General features: G+C 51.4%; 18 protein-coding genes. 10 read left to right on the top strand and 8 right to left on the bottom strand.

Translation table 11 applies throughout. The annotated features are described in order from the left end of the window. The first annotated feature begins 718 nt into the window (after positions 1–718). Both SIB41_RS09515 and SIB41_RS09510 read left to right on the top strand, forming a co-directional pair. Positions 719–1921 (top strand): hypothetical protein, encoded by a 1203-nt coding sequence (locus tag SIB41_RS09515; RefSeq protein WP_413358446.1) that lies wholly within the window; start codon positions 719–721, stop codon positions 1919–1921. Continuing rightward, a complete protein-coding gene (locus SIB41_RS09510; RefSeq protein ID WP_413358444.1) occupies positions 1918–3012 on the top strand; it encodes a glycosyltransferase in 1095 nt (364 codons plus the stop codon). Before SIB41_RS09515 ends, SIB41_RS09510 begins: the two co-directional genes overlap by 4 nt. 4 nt (positions 3013–3016) lie before the next feature. Here the strand turns inward: SIB41_RS09510 and SIB41_RS09505 are convergent, their stop codons facing one another. Further along, positions 3017–3685, bottom strand: a complete 669-nt coding sequence (locus tag SIB41_RS09505; protein WP_413358441.1) for a hypothetical protein — start codon at positions 3683–3685, stop codon at positions 3017–3019. Positions 3686–4079: 394 nt separating this feature from the next. Next, the gene (gene kdsA / locus SIB41_RS09500) at positions 4080–4931 is read right to left on the bottom strand and encodes a 3-deoxy-8-phosphooctulonate synthase (protein WP_413358439.1); all 852 of its coding nucleotides are present in this window, start codon (positions 4929–4931) and stop codon (positions 4080–4082) included. Between the two features lie 527 nt (positions 4932–5458). Here kdsA and SIB41_RS09495 point away from each other — a divergent pair. Both SIB41_RS09495 and kdsB read left to right on the top strand, forming a co-directional pair. After that, entirely contained in the window at positions 5459–6172 is a 714-nt protein-coding gene (locus tag SIB41_RS09495; protein ID WP_413358436.1) for a glycosyltransferase, read from the top strand. 5 nt (positions 6173–6177) lie between these two features. Continuing rightward, a complete protein-coding gene (gene kdsB, locus SIB41_RS09490) occupies positions 6178–6981 on the top strand; it encodes a 3-deoxy-manno-octulosonate cytidylyltransferase (protein WP_413358433.1) in 804 nt (267 codons plus the stop codon). A gap of 32 nt (positions 6982–7013) precedes the next feature. Here kdsB and SIB41_RS09485 read toward each other — a convergent pair whose 3' ends face one another. The 3 genes from SIB41_RS09485 to SIB41_RS09475 all read right to left on the bottom strand — a co-directional run bounded on the left by SIB41_RS09485 (position 7014) and on the right by SIB41_RS09475 (position 9493). Further along, on the bottom strand, positions 7014–7520 hold the full coding sequence (locus SIB41_RS09485) for a hypothetical protein (RefSeq protein WP_413358431.1): 507 nt from the start codon (positions 7518–7520) through the stop codon (positions 7014–7016). Between the two features lie 336 nt (positions 7521–7856). Then, on the bottom strand, positions 7857–8453 hold the full coding sequence (locus SIB41_RS09480; protein WP_413358428.1) for a KdsC family phosphatase: 597 nt from the start codon (positions 8451–8453) through the stop codon (positions 7857–7859). Beyond that, positions 8450–9493: a KpsF/GutQ family sugar-phosphate isomerase gene (locus SIB41_RS09475; protein WP_169189991.1), complete on the bottom strand. Its 1044-nt coding sequence runs from the start codon at positions 9491–9493 to the stop codon at positions 8450–8452. Before SIB41_RS09475 ends, SIB41_RS09480 begins: the two co-directional genes overlap by 4 nt. Here SIB41_RS09475 and SIB41_RS09470 point away from each other — a divergent pair. Then, complete coding sequence (locus SIB41_RS09470; protein ID WP_413358426.1) at positions 9492–10751, top strand: CCA tRNA nucleotidyltransferase; 1260 nt, start codon at positions 9492–9494, stop codon at positions 10749–10751. The two genes, SIB41_RS09475 and SIB41_RS09470, sit on opposite strands and share 2 nt — an antisense overlap. 215 nt (positions 10752–10966) lie before the next feature. On the opposite strand, the gene selD is transcribed toward SIB41_RS09470, so the two are convergent. From selD to galE, 3 genes are all read right to left on the bottom strand, one after another. After that, positions 10967–13159, bottom strand: a complete 2193-nt coding sequence (gene selD, locus SIB41_RS09465) for a selenide, water dikinase SelD (protein ID WP_413358424.1) — start codon at positions 13157–13159, stop codon at positions 10967–10969. Between the two features lie 74 nt (positions 13160–13233). Further along, on the bottom strand, positions 13234–14565 hold the full coding sequence (locus SIB41_RS09460; protein ID WP_413358421.1) for a sugar transferase: 1332 nt from the start codon (positions 14563–14565) through the stop codon (positions 13234–13236). 62 nt (positions 14566–14627) lie between these two features. Then, positions 14628–15674 (bottom strand): UDP-glucose 4-epimerase GalE, encoded by a 1047-nt coding sequence (gene galE / locus SIB41_RS09455; RefSeq protein ID WP_063420497.1) that lies wholly within the window; start codon positions 15672–15674, stop codon positions 14628–14630. A gap of 293 nt (positions 15675–15967) precedes the next feature. On the opposite strand from galE, the gene SIB41_RS09450 reads away from it, so the two are divergent. The 5 genes from SIB41_RS09450 (at position 15968) to SIB41_RS09430 (ending at position 20431) form a co-directional block, all read left to right on the top strand. Then, positions 15968–16216, top strand: coding sequence for a hypothetical protein (locus SIB41_RS09450; protein ID WP_413358419.1), 249 nt, complete (start codon positions 15968–15970; stop codon positions 16214–16216). Continuing rightward, on the top strand, positions 16192–16509 hold the full coding sequence (locus tag SIB41_RS09445) for a hypothetical protein (RefSeq protein WP_413358417.1): 318 nt from the start codon (positions 16192–16194) through the stop codon (positions 16507–16509). Before SIB41_RS09450 ends, SIB41_RS09445 begins: the two co-directional genes overlap by 25 nt. A 40-nt stretch (positions 16510–16549) precedes the next feature. Then, positions 16550–17860, top strand: coding sequence for a histidine--tRNA ligase (gene hisS / locus SIB41_RS09440; protein ID WP_413358415.1), 1311 nt, complete (start codon positions 16550–16552; stop codon positions 17858–17860). A 103-nt stretch (positions 17861–17963) separates the two neighbouring features. Continuing rightward, positions 17964–19412, top strand: coding sequence for a nucleotide sugar dehydrogenase (locus tag SIB41_RS09435; protein WP_413358412.1), 1449 nt, complete (start codon positions 17964–17966; stop codon positions 19410–19412). Then, positions 19409–20431 (top strand): NAD-dependent epimerase, encoded by a 1023-nt coding sequence (locus SIB41_RS09430; protein ID WP_413358410.1) that lies wholly within the window; start codon positions 19409–19411, stop codon positions 20429–20431. Before SIB41_RS09435 ends, SIB41_RS09430 begins: the two co-directional genes overlap by 4 nt. Positions 20432–20438 lie beyond the last annotated feature (7 nt).

Raw genomic sequence — 20438 nt, 5'->3', positions numbered from 1 at the left:
GCCATCAAAAATCTCATGATTCCGAAGTGCCTGCAGCTGCTGAACTCTGTAGAAATCAACTAGTAGGATGCTTAGTTGGAAGCTGTTAACCCTCTCGGTTAGCGATAGCTGCAAAGTCGTAGATTTGATCTCTGTTTCTTAGATCTCTTTACTTCCTGGTAGATGGTAGGAGAGGAGAGTGAGGAGCAGAACTTTCCCATGCTGATGACGTTGTTGTTGACTTTCACCCTTGTTGCAACAGCAAGCAGAGGATGATTGCAGCGGATGATCCTTCTTCGGTGACATACAGCCGAGATCATGATTTCAGCTCATTGATGGGCTAGCAGCCAGTGTGAGGGGTGTAGCAATAGAGATGACATCAACAGTCTCATGATTAGTACAGTCTTATGATTCCCTTTAGATGAAATAGATCGATGAGATCTATAGTGATTACGGTTTTGATTCGCATGGATTCTTCTCTACCTGAGCATACAGTTGTTAACGCTATAGGAGCAATGCCTTTGTACTTTAATATGTCTGAACAGTTCATTGCAGAGCAACCACTAGTCAGAGAGGAATTCTCATGACATCAACATCGCCAAGCAGCTCAACCGGTCCATGTTGGTTGATGTACATACCCTGGTTACTTGGCGTAACGATTTGCTTGTTGTTATTTAATGTGGCTTTGGGAAATGCGGGAAATTCTCTGAACCATTTGGCCTCAACATGCAATGTTCGCTTGCTTGATTCTGTGCGTTCATGGCATGAATTTGGTTTTTGGGAGCTTGGTGGTCTGATGACTTTTCGAAAATTATTGGTGACTCTGCCTTCATCAATGCCTAAGGATCTTTATTCCTCACAGTCCACCTTATATATTGTGCCCCATTATTTCGCCTACCAGTTGGCTGGAGTGGTTGGATTTTGGCAAGTAGTTCGGGCTTCTGCTTATGCATCTGCAGCTTTAATTTCTCTTTCTGTTGCCACGCTGTCATGGCTAATTATTGAAGAACGTTCTCGTTCAATTTCGACCCCTCGTTATATTTTTGGTTTGGTCTTATTTGCTGCTTTTGCTGTTGTCTTTCCAAGCGAGGGTATTTGGGGAGCGTTGTGGAATAGCGATGACCGGGCTCTTTCTTCTGTCCTAGTGGCTGTTAGTGCATCATGCTTGGCGTTGGCGATCCGTTTGAGGAGTGCTTGGCTTCATCAACTTTCAGCGGTGCTGTTGGTGATTGCTGCAATTGGCTGCCCAAGGATGGGAGTGATGTGTGCAATCACAGTGCTGATTGGTCGCTATGCATTGGACTTGAAAGACTCTTTTGTTCGCGCTATCTATTCTTGGTCAATGGCATTGGCACTTTTCGCTTCTAGTGCGATGCATTATATCCGTCTTGCTGTAGTTGATTTGACAGGACGCTTCATTTTAGGTGGTAGCTCCATGCTCGACCGTTTTGGCTTTATTCATAAAACAAAAGGCAAAGCTCAATCAGATTTGGATTATGAATCAATAGCTCAGTCTTTTGGTTTTGCATGGAGGCAATCTGAATTGATGATTGACAAGATATCAAAAGTCGCTAGCTTTGAGCACCTTCTTCTGTACCTTTTGGCAGGTACTGGCTTGATTGCATTGATTACTTACTGTAACCATGTGAATTCTCTATATTCAGGTTCACTTGCAATCGTAACAGCTCCCCCGTTACTCTGGTGTGTTTTGATTAACCAGTCGGTAGCAGAGCATCCAGATATTCATGCCATTACTTGGACAGCAGCTTTAGGTCTGGGCTTGGTTTATCTCGTCGCCTGTCTCGCAATTGCTCTTCGCAATCGTTTGGGTTTGTTTTGTAGCGTTATAGGGGGAAGTTGGATTGCCTACTGGTTATTCCTTTGGCAAGTTCAATACTTTCTGCGAGCGTATCCCGCGTTGCGATCTGCGTATCCTTTATGAAAGCTCTGAAGCAAGCACTTCTGTATGTATTCAAGCGCATTTTACGCGTAATCAAAGGCCAGCAGTATAAGCGGCTATTTGATGCATCGGCAGGTAAGCAACCTTGTCTGGTTGCTTACCTGCCGATGCAAAATCGGGGATGGATTCTCTATTTTCTTTGGAGAGATCTTCAGGCGCAGTTTAGTTGCATTAAATCGGTTGGCTGTGAGATTGCTGGGGATGAAGCTGAGTTGCGCCAATTTATCGGTCGTCACGATATCTATGTAGTGGCTATGGGTTTGAAGTTTTTAGATGAACTTATTGAGTTTGGAGTACCTGAAAAGCGTATTGTCTTTTATCATACTCATGTGCGCTTGGGTTTACCACTTGATCGGATTGATCGGCTTCATGCAGTGCTTGTTTTAAATCACTTTGAAAAAGAATTGGTATCTATGCGCAAGGTTAACAAAGAACGGATTCATGTTTTTCCTGCTGGATACGACCCCTGTTTATTTGCCGGAAATGACCAAGATGGGGTTTCTCAACAGTGTGGCGAGCGTAATATCGATGTTTTATTTGTTGGTCGTTATCGTGAAGGCTCTGATGGTTATTACCACAAGCGTAAACGTTATGGCTTGCAGGTACAGATAGTCAATCGTTTGATTATGATGGGCCTAAATGTAGCCATACTAGGCCATGATTGGGAGTGTTGTGAATATTCTCTTGATCAACGCGTTCGCTTGATTGATCTACCACATTCTGAGACTCCTAAAGTTTATCAGAATTCTCGCTTGGTTTGTTCGGTGGCGGCTCAGGAGGGTGGTCCTGTTTCTTTCCTAGAAGGAATGGCTAGTGGCTGCTTGATGCTGTCATCTCCAACAGGCTTCCCAGCAGATATTCAGTCAGGTGAGCTTGGAAGTTGGCTGATGCCCTTACGAGCGGACTGTGAGGCTTGGTGCATGCAAATTACAATGCTGTTGTCTAACAATGAGCTTCTTAATGAGGATGTTTTTCGCAAACGCTTTGAGATTTTGAGACCCGCTCAGTTTTCTGCTCTTGCTCGTCAACTCGTTTCGATTTGCTTCTCTGGTCATCATGCTGAGATGATTTAATTTTTTAGGTTGACTTACTCGCTATAAATCTCTCGAATTTTCGTAGTCTTCGGATAGACAAAGTTGTTTTGAGAAGTGAGTTGTAAACGATGTCTAGGGCCTCTTGACTTGAATGAGCATGGATGTTTTCGCCAAGGATTTTTTGTAGTGGATGAAGACTTGAAAGTTCAACTGGAATTCCTTTCAGGATGAAACGTAGCGCAAGCATTGAAGTTGGACAGTAAACCTTATCGATACAGTTGTATTGAAAGGTCTTTTTTTTGCACGGTCTTTTTTGCTTGTCTCTTTCGCCTGTTTGAGTCAAATTAATCTCTAGAGGCTTGTACGAGTTGTATATGTTTTTTGAATCATGCCTGTCTTTGATCCTCTCAATTAGCTCCTGGTTGAAATTTTCGCGATTGATTGAGCGCAACGCTAGTAATACTGGTGCCGGGTTGATTAGAAGAATGTTGGATGAGTTTTTGATGCTGAAGTGTTGAATTGCTTCCCCGGTCAGCATGATTTGATCTTCTCCTTGTTGTTCTTTTAGGTATGAGTAGAGATCATTCTTGTGCTTATTTTCGAGTAGATCTTGACCTGGCAATGTGAGTGTTTGGAGTTCTTTGCTAAAGCGGCTTGCACGAAATAGGCCAAACTTATGACTTTTTGGAGCATAGGCGTGATCAAGGATCACCAGCTTTTCAAGAGCAGCTTTTTGAGCACTTGATGGGCCTAATAGGATCGTTCTGGCGAATGTACCTAGATAGCCGAAAGTTATCTTTTTGTGATTCGAATATAGATCTGATGTGAGGTAGCGAAAGCTTGTGAATGGGTGTGATCTTCTGCACAGTGTGCGGACACGTGGATCGGACTTCGGGTGACTTGGGAGAAAGTATTGAATCATAGTCTCGCTATGCATTGCCAGAGACATCTACTTGTGTAGATGATAAATTTAATCAAGACTTTGTGGCAAGAAGTATTTTGTGCATGGACCCAGACCTTAATGTTAAAAAGCAATTCTCTAAATATTTTACCCGATAATTAAGATTGCTCCCATTTCGAGAGCAAGGGTTCTTGATTCTTTGTATTTATTCAATGGTTAATTTATCCATGGCTTTGACTAGGTCATCAACTAATTTAACTTGTCCCAAGAAAGCCTCGAGAAGTGTTAGAGGAAGCGCACTTGGACCATCACATAAAGCTTTGTTGGGATCGGGATGAGATTCAAGAAATAACCCCGCAAGCCCAACGGCCATGCCAGCACGGGCGAGTTCAAGAACTTGTGAACGCCGGCCGCCCGAGGCGGCTCCACCAGCATCGCGGCATTGCAATGCATGGGTGACATCGAAAATCAGGGGCAAATCATTGCAGGTCTGCTTCATGACTCCAAAGCCCAGCATGTCGACAACTAGATTGTCGTAGCCAAAGTTGGAGCCACGTTCACAAAGAAGCAATTTAGTGTTGCCACATTCGCTAAATTTTTCAGTAATATTTTTCATTTGCTCTGGGCTCAGAAATTGTGGCTTCTTGATATTGATCACCGCATTTGTTTCTGCCATCGCCCGCACAAGATCTGTTTGGCGTGCTAGGAAGGCAGGAAGTTGAATTACGTCGCAAATGGCGGCAGCTTCAGAGGCCTCTTCTGGTGTGTGCACATCAGTTAAAACCGGGACTTTATATGTTTCTTTCACGGCTTTTAGTATGTTGAGACCTTTTTTTATCCCTGGACCTCGATACGAATGAATGGAAGAACGATTGGCTTTATCGTAAGAGGCTTTGAAGACAAATGGAATGCTTAGGCGTTGACAAACTTCAACATAGTGACCGGCCACGTTGATGGCAAAATCAAGACTTTCAAGCACATTCACCCCGCCGATCAATACGAAGGGTTGATCGTTGCCAACGCTAATACCATCTATTGAGACGCTAGTACTTGTCATCTTGATTGTTCGTTTTGATTTTCTGTATTGAGTGTAGCCGGCTTGGGCAATCGACGGTATTTTTGTGATTTTTGGATGACCTTGATCACGGTGATACGGAATTCCTGAACTGCCTTTGCTTGTCTGATATCTTTTTGTAGCCTTTCTAGGTTTGTCTTGATACTAGTGAATGATTGTTGGCTGGTAATTATGAGTCTTGCCATAGTATATTCTAAGCCAATATCGGCTGGCTCAGCATTGAATTACAGGCCATGATGGTGAGGCAAAAAATGTTTTAATCTAGAACAGATCTTCTTCTCCAGCTTTGGAGAATCGCAGCCTTGCTATTCTTGAATCGGAGACATTGCTTTGGATGTGATTCCTGCTGCTGTTCGTTGGTTGGGCTTCATTGCTTTTGTCATCATCCTCAAGTCATAGAGCTACGACGTTGAATTTTGTTGCGCCTGATTCGGCTTGGGTGTCTGCTCCATTGAGTTAGTGAGACGAGAAAGGTTTACGCTCATTTTCATGAGCGAAACATGTCAGTCATGACCACGCCGATACCGATTTATATCGGTTACGACCCGCGTGAAAGAGCTGCAACCAATGTTCTGATTGACAGTCTTTACCAGCACAGCTCGATGCCGCTGGCGATCACCCCTTTGGTCACTCCTCAGCTAGAAGGCCAAGGCTTGTTTCGGCGGGAGCGCGATCCGAAGCAAAGCACGGCATTCTCCTTCACGAGATTTCTTGTGCCGAAGCTGATGGATTATCAAGGCTGGGCGATTTTTATGGATTGCGACATGCTTTGTCGTGGTGATATCGCGGAGCTATGGGCACAGCGAGATGAACAGATGGCTGTGATGTGCGTTAAGCATCAGCATGAGCCAGGAGAAACAAAAAAATTCTTGGGTGAGGTGCAGAGCTCCTACCCGAAAAAAAACTGGAGCTCGCTAATGATGCTGAACTGCTGTCGTTGCAAAGCGCTCACAGTTGATTACGTGAATAGGGCTACGGGTTTGGATTTGCATCGTTTTCACTGGCTTGCAGGTGATCATGAGATTGGGGCTCTTGATGGTGGGCGTTGGAACCACTTGGTTGCTGTACAGGAGGACCTTGCGCTGTCAGATGAGCAGACACGACCCCAGTTACTGCATTGGACTCTGGGTGGACCATGGTTCCGCGATCAGCGAACAATGGGTGGTGCCTTAGCGGCTGAATGGTTTAGTGCTCGTGATGATGCGATGAAGCTTTGGGATTAATGCCGATGGGAGTTCAACGCAGTGTCGTGGCCGTGCCTGCAAGGCTTGAATCATCGCGATTACCTAATAAGGTTCTGGCAGATATCGGCGGGATGCCAATGCTGCAGCGTGTTCTTGAGCGCTGCAGTCAGGCTCATGGGCCCACGGCGGTTGTCCTTTGCACGGATAGTGATCGATTGAAAGAGATGGCAGAAGACTGGGGTTTCCCGGTGTTGATGACTTCGGCTTCATGCAGTTCAGGTAGCGAAAGAATTGCTTCGGTTGCCGATCATTTGGTTGCCATGGCTTGGGATGAGCAAGCTGATCGTTGGGAGCAGCAGCAACAACAGCGGTTGGCTATGACTGCAGTGATCAATGTGCAAGGGGATCAGCCGTTCTTGGACCCTGCGGTGGTGACGACAATGGCGATGGAGTTCGAGCAGAGAGAGATTGTTCCAGCTGTGATAACTCCGGTTTACCGACTCAAGCCCGAGACCATCCATAACCCCAATGTCGTTAAGACGTTGCTTGCTCAGGATGGACGTGCTCTTTACTTCTCCCGCTCAGCGATTCCGCATGTGCGTGATGTGGACCCTTTGGATTGGCATCGCCATGCCACCTACTGGGGGCATCTGGGGATATATGGCTTTCGAGGAGATGTGTTGGCTGGTTGGGCGGATCTACCACCATCCCCACTTGAGGATGTGGAGCGTCTTGAACAGCTGCGATTAATTGAGGCTGGCCATACCATTGCCACATTTACTGTCGAAGGATCATCTCTTTCTGTGGATACGAAGGAGCAGTTGGAGGAGGCTAGGAAGTTATGCTGAAATCATGACTGTGAAGCCAAGGTGAATGGCATTTATTGGTCTCCGCACCAATTTGCAGATGTTGACCATATTGAGTCAATATTGACATTTGTTAACTGACTTTTAACTGCGTGGTAGATAGGCGATTGCCAAAGCCCTAGCTGCTCTAAAATATCTTCTGGTATTAGAGTATCTGTAGCACTTACATTAATCTTGTGTCCCCAGCGTGGCTCTTGGTAGTTCATGTCTAGGAATTTGCATAGGTTCGCGTAAGTTTTCTGCTTAAACAATGTTTCGTAGAAGCTGATGAAGCAGTTTTCGTGACCAAGGTCTTCGTCTAGGGCACCCAAAGTCTGCGCATAATTACTGCGAATCGAGACTTGTTTTGGCAGTTTTTTAGCAAGAGAACGAAGGCTTTCTACTTCCTCGTCTGGGGATAGTTGGCCGCGTTTACGCATTTTCATGCGTTGGCTGGAAATCACTCGTTCAATGGGGTCACGCATCAGAAAAACCGGTCGAACAGGAATCCCGCGAGGCGTAAATTCACGTTTGATTGTCATCAGGGTATTGGCGCTTAGGCATGAATAGGAGGGGGTAATGTCTCCGGTTAGGTTGATATGAGGTTGGCTTAGTAGACTTCAGAAGTAGTCGTAATAGCGCTCAGTATCCTTGAAGAAGCCTTGGCGACGTCAAGTGTGTGGCTTGAGCCATGAACCTTGTTGTTGCCTATAGCGGACTAGCTTTGGAACAGTTAATGCATCGTGGATGTGATATTCCTTGCAGAAGCCAAAATGTGCATCGGCTCTGTTATGTAGCTGTAATGGAGCCAAGACGTGACGGCTTTTTGCGCGCCAACCACGAGAAGGAAGACCCCTTGTTGTGTCGTCGAGTTTGTTTTAGTCATTGCGGTCCTTCCAGCCTTTTTTGCGCAGTTGATGCCATTGACCACGGGCTTTTAGTAGGCGTTCTGCGAGTTCTCGCACTGCACCATGCCCCCCACGGCGTTGGAGCACGGCATCGGCTTGGGATCTAAGGGGACGACAGGCATCCGCAGGGGCTAGCAAGAGCTTGACCAGAGGACGCACGATCAGGTCATTGAGGTCGTCGCCGATAAAGGCGGTCTGCGAAGGGGCGAGGTTTAACTGTTGTTGCAGTTCGGATAGCGCTGTTGTTTTGTCTTTGATTCCCACTAAGCAATGCTGAATGTCCAGTTGTTTAGCGCGAAATTCGGTTGCACCTCCTTTGCCACCGCTGAGGAAAGCAAGGGTCAGCCCTTCTTGTTGGAGCAGTCGTAGTCCCAGTCCATCGCGCACATCAAATCGCTTTTGCAGTTCACCGTGAGCATCAAGCCATAGCCCACCATCGGTAAGGACTCCATCAACATCCATCACCAGTAGATCGATGGAAGCTAATGCCTTCCACTGCAGTCGCCATTGCAGCTCTCGGTTCCAGTAACGGGGGTGGGTTTGGGAGATCAGGGTGGTGCCGCTCATGTCAGCCCTGCTTGAATCAGATCATGAAGCCGTAGCAGCCCGAGCAGCTGCCGGCCAGTGCTTGCTGCTGAAACCACAGGTAAGACCGAGACCGGTTTGCGACGATTACGTTCCATCTGTTTAATCGCTTCCACAACGAGTAAATCAGCTTCCACAGTGATGGGATCTTTTGTCATCAAGTCAATGGCACTCAGTGAGGCCCATTTTTCGGCTGGATGATTGCGAAGGGCACGACGCAAGTCACCATCAGTGATGATTCCTAGTAGGCGGCCAGGATGGTTGGGATCCTCAACCCAACCACTGCCAATCCCATCGCGGGTCAGTCCGCTAATGACCTCTTGAAAGGGGGTATTAGGAGTTAACGGATGAAGTTTTTTAGTGGGCACCATTAAATCTTCTGCAGTGCTTGTCAGTTTTTTACCCAGCGCACCGGCTGGATGATTGATAGCGAAGTCGGTTGGTGAGATGCCCCGACGTTCCATCCACACTGCGGCAAGTGCATCGCCAACTGCCATGGCCACAGCTGTGCTGGCAGTTGGCGCTAGATTCAATGGACACACTTCACGATCGACGCTGGCTTCAAGCACCACATCGCTACCGTCGGCAAGTGAGCTATTGCGACGACCCACCAGGGCGATTCTTGACGTGCCACGTCGTTTTAGATGAGGCATTATTTCTAAAAGCTCGGCAGTTTCACCGCTGTTGGAGAGCATGAGGCAGACGTCCTCTTGGGCTACCACTCCCAGATCGCCATGCATTGCATCGAGTGGGTTGAGGTAAATCGCCATTAGGCCGATAGACGAAAAGGTGGCGGCGATTTTGCGGGCCACGATGCCGCTCTTCCCAACACCAGTAATGACAAGTTTTGCGCCTTGATTAGCGCAGTCCTCGAGTAGGGCCAAGGCCTGTTCAACTTCTGCTGTCCCTAGTCGTTCGGCAGCGGCGGCAATGGCCGCGGCCTCTTCCTGCAGGCAGCGGGTGAGGGCAGACAAACTGTAAGTTCGTGATGATGCGGTAATTCTCCTGCATACCACCGCCATGGAGAGTCTGTTGAAGCCAGAGCCTGGATTCGATGGACCAGGTTTGCCAATGGGTTTGTTGGCGGTACTGCAGCAAGTTGCGTCGGAGGTTGGGATTAAACGCCTTGCCTTGGTGGGCGGTGCGGTTCGAGATGGCCTGTTGCATCGGGTTCATTTTGATCCCTGGCGAGGTTTGCCTGATCTCGATCTGGTGGTGGAGGGTTCAGCGGTGGTTTTAGCCAAGGCACTTCGCCGGCATGTAGGGCCAGAGCAGTTGCCGCAGCTGCGTGTGCATGGGGCTTACGGAACGGTGGAACTTGTGGTTGATGGGTTATTGCTTGATTTAGCGACTGCTCGGCAAGAAACCTATGCTTCTCCTGGACAAAACCCGCAGGTCACGGAGGGTCATCTCGAAGAAGATTTAGCCCGAAGGGACTTCACGGTGAATGCCATGGCTTTGGAGTTGCCAGGGATGACCTTGTTAGATCCCCATGATGGTTGGGCGGCTTTAGCCAAGCGTCAGCTGGTTTTTTTACACTTAAACAGTGTCGCGGACGATCCGACGCGAGTTGTGCGAGGGGCCCGTTATGCGGCCCGGCTTGGTTTTGTATTGGCGCCTGAGGCTCTCGCTCAGGTGCGCTCCACTCTTCAATCCTGGCCTTGGGCTTGGCGTCCAGGCGAAGCGCCGAAGCTGGCACCGCCAGCCCTTTCAACGCGGTTGCGGATGGAGCTGGAGTTGTTATTGGAAAGGGAGCCTTGGCAGAAGGCAGTGGCTCATTTGCAGGACTGGGGAGCTCTGGTGTTACTTGATGAGGACCTTCAGGCTGATCAAAACTGGCATCGTCGAATGCGCTGGGCCTGGCGCTTGGAGCTGCCGTTGCTGACAGCATTGGTTGCCGGAGCTGCGGATCCTCTGGCTATGGCAGAACGCTTGCAGCTGCCACAATTGCAGCAAAGGTTGTTGGCGGAAGCGGCCGAATTGCAGATTTTGTTGGCTTCGCTAGAGGTCGCTGAGAGTTTGTCGACGTGGTCGCCCGCTCGCTGGTGCGAAACCCTGGAGGGCAATGGTTGGCAGCCAGAGGCGGTTGCTCTTTGCGTTTGCTTGGGTGTACCGATGTGGCGACCCTTGCTGCGTTGGTGGGGGCGTTGGCGGCAGGTGAAGTCTCCTGTATCGGCACAGGCTTTGATTGATCAGGGCTGGCGACCCGGTCCGGCTTTGGGGGCCGAATTACAGCGGCTCAGGCTGGAGCTGATCGATCAGCAGGTGGCGTTGAGGTGATGTTGTTCTGGCGGCGCTTTGGGCTGGGAGTAGTGGTCCTGACCAATCAATGCGTCGGCGGCTCAAGCCTCTGATTAAGAGAGCTGAAAGAGGGGGGTATGAATGTCGGGAGGATGGCCCATAGATTGAGTAAAGACGCATCTTGCGTTGCACGTTGACGACGTCCAATGTTGGTGAATTTCAGTAGCTAACTTCAACTGAATGAGCAGCAACCTCTACATCGGCTGAACCTGGCCGATGCGTTGCCAAGGCCCGTCCCTGAGCAGCTCTGAGGCGATCTTGGTTGAACAGGCCAGGAGTAATGGGCCGCAGGTTTGTGGATCCACCATGAGTTCGAGCAGTGCCTGGTGGTGTTCACTGCCTGGCGTTACATCGTTCAGTGCAATTTCGATCGGTGCGGGTTCGCCGTTGATGCTTGGATTGAGCAAGTGCCAGTTGCGGCGATTGGCTGGGGCCAGGGTGCTCGAATAGCCAGCTTTGAGTAGCGGTAGAGCACCCTGCAGGGAGGGAATGGCGGCGGCTTCGAGGATGAGACGTAGAGGTTGTAGCCCTGCTCTATGGCGTTGGTGATTGCTTGCACTGAGCATTTCACCGAGATGGCCCAGTAGTCCGAAGCCGGTGATGTCGGTACATGCATGAATGGTTTGCATTCCTGTATGTCTCTCTTCAAGGCTGCGCAGCGCTGTCAGGAGGTTGTGCTGGCTGATTGTCATCTGCGCAAGTGCAGCGTCGAGATCCTCTGGGTGAGCTTCTCCTGCCATGGCTGCAGCAAAGATCACGCCGCTGCCTATGGGGCGGCTGAGGAGCAGGACATCTCCCGATTGCAGCTTGCCTTTGCTCCAAGGCGCACGCCCAGAAGCCACCTTGCCGTTAACGCTAAGGGTGAGCTGGATCCCAAGATTGATTGGTTGGGGGGGAATGCTGCGGGCTTCGAGGGTATGCCCTCCAATTAATTTGGCGCCTTGCGGTTCGAGGGTTGCTTGGATTCCTTTGAGCGTTTGGACCAACAACTCTTGTTGAAGTTCAGAAGACACCTTGGGCAGGGTGATGACAGCCTGTGCAGAGATCACATGCGCACCACTGGCCCAAAGATCTGAGCAGGCATGCAGTGTGGTTAAGCGACCATTAAGCCAGGGGTCGCTGATCAGTGCAGGGAAACCATCGACACTTTGCAGCAAGCTGTCGCCTGATGATGTGCTGGCAATCAAGGCAGCGTCCTCAGGTTGTTGCCCAAGAGCCCCTAGGCCTGCCTGCTTTAGGGCATCGTTTAAAGGCTTCTCAGCCAATTTGGCTGCGCAACCTCGGCAAGCCATGCTCTCCTGTCGCTTGAGAACGCCGCTCATGCTTGGGAGTTCGTTAAAGCTCCCCATGAAGTGCCGATCGATAGCTTCTTTCCAGTACCAAAGCCAGGGATGGGGCCCGATGATCAGGTTGCCCCAAAAAGCCCAGGCGGTGAACCTCCCGGAGGTCAGCTGACCTCCCAGTATTTGCAAGGCATGCTGTTGTGGCTGCCATGGACGGGTGGGTTGTCTACGGCTGAGCCGCTCTAGGTTTTGGGCAAGAGGCTTTGCGGCTTGCACGGCCCATACCCCTGCGGCTGGCCGCTGGGCCTTATCAATCACCGCACAGTCGCCGACGGCGAAGCAGTGGGGATGGTTGATGACTTGAAGTGTCTTAGTGGTGCGAACACGCCCAAAGGGATCCACGGGAAAGCCACTGTTAGCAAGCCAAGCGGGGGCTTGGCTGCCAGTGCAGAGCAGGGCGGGGCCACTCGAGGGAGTTCCGCTTGGCACTACTACGATTGCGGCCCTGGAGAGGGCTTGTTTTAGAGCTGGTCTGGGTTGCCCATGATGCGCCTGCAGATTTAAAGGGCGCTTGGGCCAGCGTTGACGAAGGGCGAGCGCCACTTCTACTCCCGCCAGGCCAGCCCCGATCACCGTCAGTGGCGTGGAATCATTGAGCAGCACCTGACTGTCTTGCTGTTCAAGCCATGCCAGGGCAGGCTCCAAAGGCTTGATTGGCATTGCCAGTGCAGCCTGGCTTCGTCCAAGGTAAGGACCCTTGTTGAAGGTTTCGGCGCCCACATCGAAACTAATTCGTTGGAAATGTATGGGAGGACGCTTGGCGAGGAGCAGGCGATTGTTGTGGGCCTCCACTGCTGTGATTTCGGCAATGATGAGTGCCACGCCAGCTCGGTCTGTGAGGCGACGGAGGTCGATCGCGATTTCACTGTGTCTGTAATGACCGGCAATGAGACCAGGCACCATGCCGGAGTAGAGGGTGCTGCTGTGGCGGTTGATCAGGGTGATCAGTCCTGCAGGTCGGAGTTGGGGACGCATGGCCCAGCGACGCAGCATCAGGGCATGGCTATGTCCCCCCCCGGCCAGAACGAGGTGATCAGCCGTCATGGTTTATCAGCGCAGCATGGAGTTGAGGCTTGGTATTGCGTTGGCAGTTGACCGTGTTGCCTGTGGCGAGATGTTCAACGACCACCCACCTTGAGCACCGTTTTAATTGTGCGTAGCAGGATCATGAGATCTAGCCAGCTATTGAAGTATTTGAGGTAATAGAGGTCGTAAGAGAGTTTGAGCTCTGAATCCTCAACACTTGCGGCATAGGGGGCGCATACCTGGGCCCAGCCGCTTAATCCCGGGCGCATCCAGTGGCGCTTGCGGTAGTGGGGAATGCTTTCTTCCAGTTCATGCTCTATTTCAGGACGTTCAGGTCGCGGTCCAATCAGGCTCATGTCACCACGCAGCACGTTGATGAGCTGAGGGAGTTCATCGAGGCGCGAGCGTCGCAGCCAGTTGCCTATTCGGGTGATGCGTGGGTCGCCCGGCATTGTCCAGCTGATGGGGGCATGAGGTGGTAGCACTTTCATCGTGCGGAGTTTCAGAACCATGAATGGCTGGCCTAACCAGCCGCTGCGTTCCTGGATGTAAAAGATCGGACCGCGATCTTCTAACCAGATCAGCAGGGCCGCTGGCAGCAGGAATAGCGGTGTTGTCACCGCCAACAGCAGCATTGCTAATACAACATCTGCTACTCGCTTGAGTTGGCGTTGAGGGCTGAACAACATGTTCCAGGGAATTTCGGAATAGCTCAGCCAGGCTTCAGGCAGCAGCTTTGGAGGCAGTCGTTCGAGTTGTCGCTCTGCAAGGGCAAGAGGTGTTGTCAGGTTGCATTCGCGGGGGTCGCGTTGCTCCAATTTTTCGAGTAATTCGCTGCAAACAGGTTGGTGCCTGAAGTTGGGTGATACAGCTATCACTAATGGCCCTTGTTGTTTTGCTACCTCTGCAGCAGGTAGCCATTTCGGCATGAGTCTTGTGGGTGTTTGTCGCCAGGCCTGAAGGGTCTGATCTGCTTCTGTTTCGGAGGCTAGAAGGATCAGCTTGGGCTCTTCAGCCTGAAGTCTCCCCTTGCGCAGACTGACTCGCACTAGGAGTGACCATAGTGTTGTTGGTAGCAGCCATGACATCTGGGTGCTGCGGTGCACCAGCCAGATGTCTAGTGGTGGATTGATCACCCAGCGCAGGATCGCCACCAGCATCAATGTGGTCAGCAGGCAAAGCCCCAGTCGTTGGATCAGTGTCCAGCGGGGCAGTCGGCGCCAGCTCAGCAGGGTGTATGTGCCCAACAGCCAGCCCAGTAGTAAATAGGCCGTGATCGTTGTCACCATCCAGCCAAGTTGTTCCGTTAGCGGTTGTGACCAGATGCTTGATAATCCAGCCAGGACTCCCACTAGGCCAAGCAGATCTAGGCCTACACAAGTCAGCAAGTTGCGGCGAGGATCGCGCCAGGACAAGGGCATCACAGCGACTTGCTGACCCTAGGTCTGGCCTGGCTATGTGTTGGTCTTGGGGAACAACAATGGTTTCATTGTTGTTCCTGGCTGTAGCCCTGTGGATTGGCCTTCTGCCAATTCCAACTGTCGCGGCACATGTCTGAAAGGCTGCGCTGTGTATACCATCCCAACCGCTCGGCGGCCAGTCTTGGATCTGCGACGCTACATGCGGCATCTCCAGCGCGGCGCTGGTTAATGCTGTATGGAACGGGTTGGCCGCTTGCCTTTTCAAAGGCCTGCACAACTTCCAACACCGAGTGGCCTTTGCCACTGCCGAGATTAAGAGTGAGGAGTTGCGGTTCCTCTCGTTGCAGTACCTCCAGTGCAGCTCGGTGTCCCTCAGCTAAGTCCATCACATGGATGTAGTCGCGCACAGCACTCCCATCGGGTGTAGGCCAATCGGCTCCAAATACTTGGAGTTCCGCTCGCCGGCCCACTGCTACTTGGCTCACAAAAGGGAAAAGGTTGTTGGGTGTTCCCTTGGGATCTTCGCCGATGCAGCCGCTGGGGTGGGCTCCAACTGGATTGAAATAGCGCAATCGGGCAATGCGCCAACCAGGTTCGCTGCAGGCCAGGTCATCTAGCAACTGCTCCACCGCTGCCTTGCTTTGACCATATGGATTGATCGGTTGCACCCTAGTTGTCTCAGGGATTGGGATTTGCTCGGGATAGCCATAGAGCGTTGCACTGCTGCTGAAAACAATCGTGCGGCAGTTATGCCGTTGCATGGCTTCCAGCAGGCAGCGGCTGCCAGCCACATTCACATCCCAGTATTTCAGTGGCCACTGAATTGATTCATGAACTGCCTTAAGCCCGGCGAAGTGCACCACAGCCGCGATGCCGTTTTCCATTGAGTTGAAAGCGCGATCTAGATCGTTGCTATTGCGGATATCTCCCTCCAATACGAGCATTCGCTCTTGAGCGGCCACTCCAGCAAGTTCGGCTACCCTTTTTGAGGCAATAGCTGAGCTATTGGAAAAGTTGTCGAGTATCACTAGTCTGTGGCCGGCTTCCAGAAGCACCAGGCAGGCGTGACTGCCAATGAACCCGGCACCACCCGTGATCAACAACTCGGCCATCGCAAATTAAATGACTTAGGCAGTCAGGCTAGGAGCTGTACCTGTTCCATTTCATAAGACTCTTGAAATGATCAGCTGACCAGAGGAGCCATTGCAGAGTCTGCGGGGCATCGTCGGCCCCCTTTCGTTGTGATAGTGAGCTGTCCTTCAATGTTCAGAACCGTAGTCCTCAAGGCAGTAGCTCAACCCTGAACTCCATCAAAGACTTCGAATGCTTCGGGACCTCGTTGAAGTCATGACCTGAAACTTGGCTGAGCTGGAGTGCGAGCGAATCAATCCTTCTCTATCGATGAATGAACACACTCTTGCCTAGCGATGCTCCATTGCAGCATTTCGTTGGCAGCATCAAATACACCAGATTGATGGCTTCGACCCACCATCGCCTACTTCCGAGAGCTTTTCGACTCGTGATCAGCTATTTGCGCATCAATCGTTTGCCTCTGGGATTGAACCTCATTCAATTGCTTGTTGGCGTGGTATTTCGCTGGTGTTTTTTTAGGCCCACATTGGTACCGCAATGGTCAGGACTCCGCCAGTGGTGAATACAGCAGCAGAGGCCACCACCATCAGTCAGTTGTTGAGATCAGTTAACGCATCATTATCTATCAGGATTCTTCTTGCGAGCGGTACTTTCCATAGGCGTCCTGCTCAGGGCTTTTTGAGCGTAGGGGGGCTCAAGGTGGTGCCATTTCTTGTTGATTTCAAGGCTTGCTGGGCTTGGGCAGATCGCTTGTGGCTTGATCCGTTGTTGTGGTTGCCAGCGGCCTGCAGCCTCGCTAACAGTTCAGGGGCATTGCGCGACGTGTTTGGTTGCCTCGTTTATCGAGCTTGGTGATCACTGGCCCGGCAGACTGCCTACTGGTTGTCGGTGAAGAGTGACTCAGCTGCAGAGCCTGCGAGGAATGGTGGATCTATTGCCGGAACAGACGAGGTGCTGGCAGGCGGTAGAAAGCGTTGCGCGAGATCACTTCCGCAGAGCAGGGTTGCAGGAAATTCGCACGCCTCTTCTGGAAGTGACTGAACTCTTCGCACGTGGCATTGGTGAAGCTACAGATGTTGTTGGAAAGGAGATGTATACCTTTGTTGATCGGGGTGATCGATCCTGCACCCTTCGGCCGGAGGGAACCGCTTCTGTTGTGCGTGCTGCTCTACAGCACGGCTTGTTAAGTCAGGGGCCACGGCGTCTTTGGTATGGCGGTCCAATGTTTCGCTATGAGCGACCTCAGGCTGGTCGGCAACGACAGTTTTATCAGATTGGTGTGGAGTATCTCGGGGTTGGTAGTCCTCGTAGTGATGCTGAGGTCATTGCATTGGCCTGGGCACTTCTGGTCGACTTGGGGGTGCAAGGTCTTGTTCTGGAGATCAATAGCCTCGGCACCCTTCAGGATCGACAGAAGTATCGAGAGGAGCTTGTGGCGTGGCTAGAAGCCCGCAGTGACCAGCTTGATGACGATTCACGCAAGCGTTTGTATACCAATCCACTGCGTATTCTTGATAGTAAAAATCCTGCAATCAGTGAATTGTTGCAGGATGCTCCCACGCTTTTTGAGGCGCTCAGCGTGGAGAGTAAGGCCCGCTTTGAGGAGGTTCAGGTCGACTTGGAGGCTCTCCAGATACCTTGTCAACTCAATCCTCGTCTTGTGCGCGGCCTTGACTACTACGGCCATACCGCTTTTGAGATCACTAGCGATCAGCTTGGGGCCCAGGCCACAGTCTGTGGAGGAGGCCGATATGACGGGTTGGTTGAGCAGCTAGGGGGGGCGCCAACGCCCGCTTTTGGTTGGGCTCTTGGTATGGAGCGGTTGATGCTTTTGCTTGAGGCTGCGGCGAGTATTAATCCAAGTGGATCAGCTGCTCGCTTAACGGCTTCCACGAGTCCGGATCTTTATGTGGTGAATCGGGGAGAGCAGGCGGAACGAGTCGCCCTGGTCATTGCCCATCAGCTACGGGCTGCGGGGCTCATGGTGGAGCTGGATAGTTCTGGAGCTGCCTTTAATAAGCAGTTCAAGCGTGCCGGTCGCAGTAGGGCTACCTGGGCCTTGGTGATTGGTGATGATGAGGTCGAGCGGGGCGAGGGACGCCTTAAGTATTTGCAGGAGGCAACAACTCAAGCCAATCCGACTCCCATCGATCAACTCCATCGACTCGACGATGTCACTGGTCTTGTTCGTTTGCTTCAAGAATGACTTCGTATAACTTTCTTCGCAGGCTGAGGTTCCACTTAATCTTTTGCCATGACTGAGCAGGCCTCTCCCCTCATCTTTTGTTGAACTCGCTGTTTACAACGCTATGAGTACCTTCCCGATCCGCAACATCTGTTGCATTGGTGCGGGTTACGTAGGCGGTCCGACTATGGCGGTGATTGCCGATCGCTGTCCACAGATTCAGGTGAACGTGGTGGACCTCAATGAGGCCCGCATTGCTGCTTGGAATAACCTTGATCTCAACAAACTGCCTGTGTATGAGCCTGGGTTGGATGCGGTGGTCGACCGGGCTCGCGGGCGCAATCTCACTTTCTCTACGCAGGTGGACGCTGCGATTGCTGCTGCTGACATGGTGTTCATTTCGGTGAATACACCAACCAAAACAAAAGGGCTGGGGGCCGGTCAGGCCAGTGATCTGCGTTGGGTGGAAGCTTGTGCTCGTCAGGTTGCTCAATCTGCGCAGGGTCACACGATTGTGGTTGAGAAGAGCACGCTGCCAGTGCGAACCGCTGAAGTTGTGCGTTCGATTCTTGAGGCAGCTCAGCGGCAGGCGGTTGATGGAGAACTACCGATTAGTTTTTCTGTGTTGTCCAACCCAGAGTTCCTTGCCGAGGGCACGGCGATTCGTGATTTGGAGTCGCCGGACCGTGTGTTGATCGGTGGTGAAAACCCCGTTGCCATTCAGTCTTTGGCAGAGATTTATGGCCATTGGGTGCCAGTTGAGAAAATTCTGCTTACCAATCTTTGGAGCAGTGAGCTCTCCAAGCTCACCGCCAATGCGTTTCTTGCTCAGCGCATCAGTTCCATTAACTCAGTGGCGGCTCTTTGCGAACGCACTGGTGCGGATGTTCGTGAGGTGGCGCGCGCTATTGGAAGCGATTCTCGTATTGGCTCCAAGTTCCTTCAAGCTGGGCCTGGATTTGGTGGGAGTTGTTTTCAGAAAGACATCCTCAATCTGGTTTATCTCTGTCGTCATTTTGGTTTGCCGGATGTAGCGGACTATTGGGAAAACGTAGTAGCTCTCAATACTTGGCAGCAGCACCGCATTTCTCGTTTGGTGGTTCAAAAGCTTTTTGGAACGGTTACAGGTAAGCGGCTGGCACTGCTCGGCTTTGCTTTTAAGGCAGACACCAACGACACTCGAGAAGCGCCGGCGATTCGTATCGCACATGATCTGCTTGAGGAGGGTGCTCAGCTGGCTATTTATGACCCGAAGGTGGATCCGCAACAGATTGCGTTTGATTTGCAGCTGTCGGCTAGTTCCCCGCCAGATGTCCAGGCAGGCCCTACCCGTGCCGCCCTTAGCGGCGAAGGAACCTGGTGGTCCGGCACTAGCGTTGCCGATACAGTCGCTGGTGCTGATGCTGCGCTGATCCTGACGGAGTGGCATGAGTTTAGACAGCTTGATTGGGTCGCCTTGGCCCCTTTGATGCGTCAACCTGCCTGGGTGTTTGATGCTCGTGCTGTTGTCGATCCAGAAGCTGTGAAATCGTCAGGCTTGATGCTTTGGCGAGTTGGAGATGGTGCTGTATGAGTCGATGCGTTGTTGTTAGCGGTGCTGCAGGATTCATTGGTGCTGCCCTCGTGCAGAGGCTGTTAGCCCAGGGTGACCGTGTCATTGGCATTGACAACCTGAATGACTACTACGATCCGTCTTTGAAGCGGGCACGACTTGCTCAGATTGAAGCGGCTTCCCTTACAGCGTCTTGGACTTTTTATCCAATAGCCTTGGAAGATGGTGCAGGCCTAGAGGAACTGTTTAAGGCTGAGAAGCCTCAGGTGGTCGTTAATTTGGCGGCTCAGGCAGGTGTTCGCTACTCATTGGAGAACCCTGCGGCCTACATTCAGGCCAATTTGGTGGGCTTCGGTCACATCCTTGAGGGATGTCGTCATCAAGGAGTGCAGCACTTGGTGTATGCCTCAAGTAGCTCGGTATATGGTGGCAATCGCAACTTGCCTTTTCACGAGCAACAGCCTGTGAATCACCCGGTGAGTCTCTATGCCGCCACCAAGAAGGCCAATGAATTGATGGCTCATACCTATAGCCATTTGTATGGGTTGCCTGCTACAGGATTGCGCTTTTTTACTGTGTACGGACCTTGGGGCCGCCCGGACATGGCTCCGATGCTCTTCGCCAGGGCGATTCTTTCTGGCGAGCCCATCAAGGTGTTCAATTACGGCAAGATGCAGCGTGATTTCACCTATATCGACGATATCGTTGAAGGGCTACTTCGTTGTTGCGACAAGCCTGCTACCGCAAATTTAGGCTTCGATCCGCGGAACCCTGATCCAGCCACCGCTGCTGTACCCCACCGTCTTTTCAATATTGGTAATAGCGAGCCCATTGAGTTGATGCATTTTATTGAGCTTTTGGAGAAGTCTCTCGGGAGGGAAGCGGTGAAGGACTTCCAGCCGATGCAACCTGGTGATGTGATGGCCACTGCTGCTGATACATCTGCTCTTGAGGCCTGGGTGAATTTTCGGCCGTCGACCCCAATCGCAGAGGGGGTGGAGTGCTTCTCTCAGTGGTATCGAAGCTTTTATGAGGTTTGACCGAGAG

It is taken from the genome of Prochlorococcus sp. MIT 1201 (assembly GCF_047303415.1).
Lineage (GTDB): Bacteria > Cyanobacteriota > Cyanobacteriia > PCC-6307 > Cyanobiaceae > Prochlorococcus > Prochlorococcus marinus_D.
Note: the sequence above shows the minus strand (reverse complement) of the source record. Positions and strands in the feature narration are given on the sequence as shown.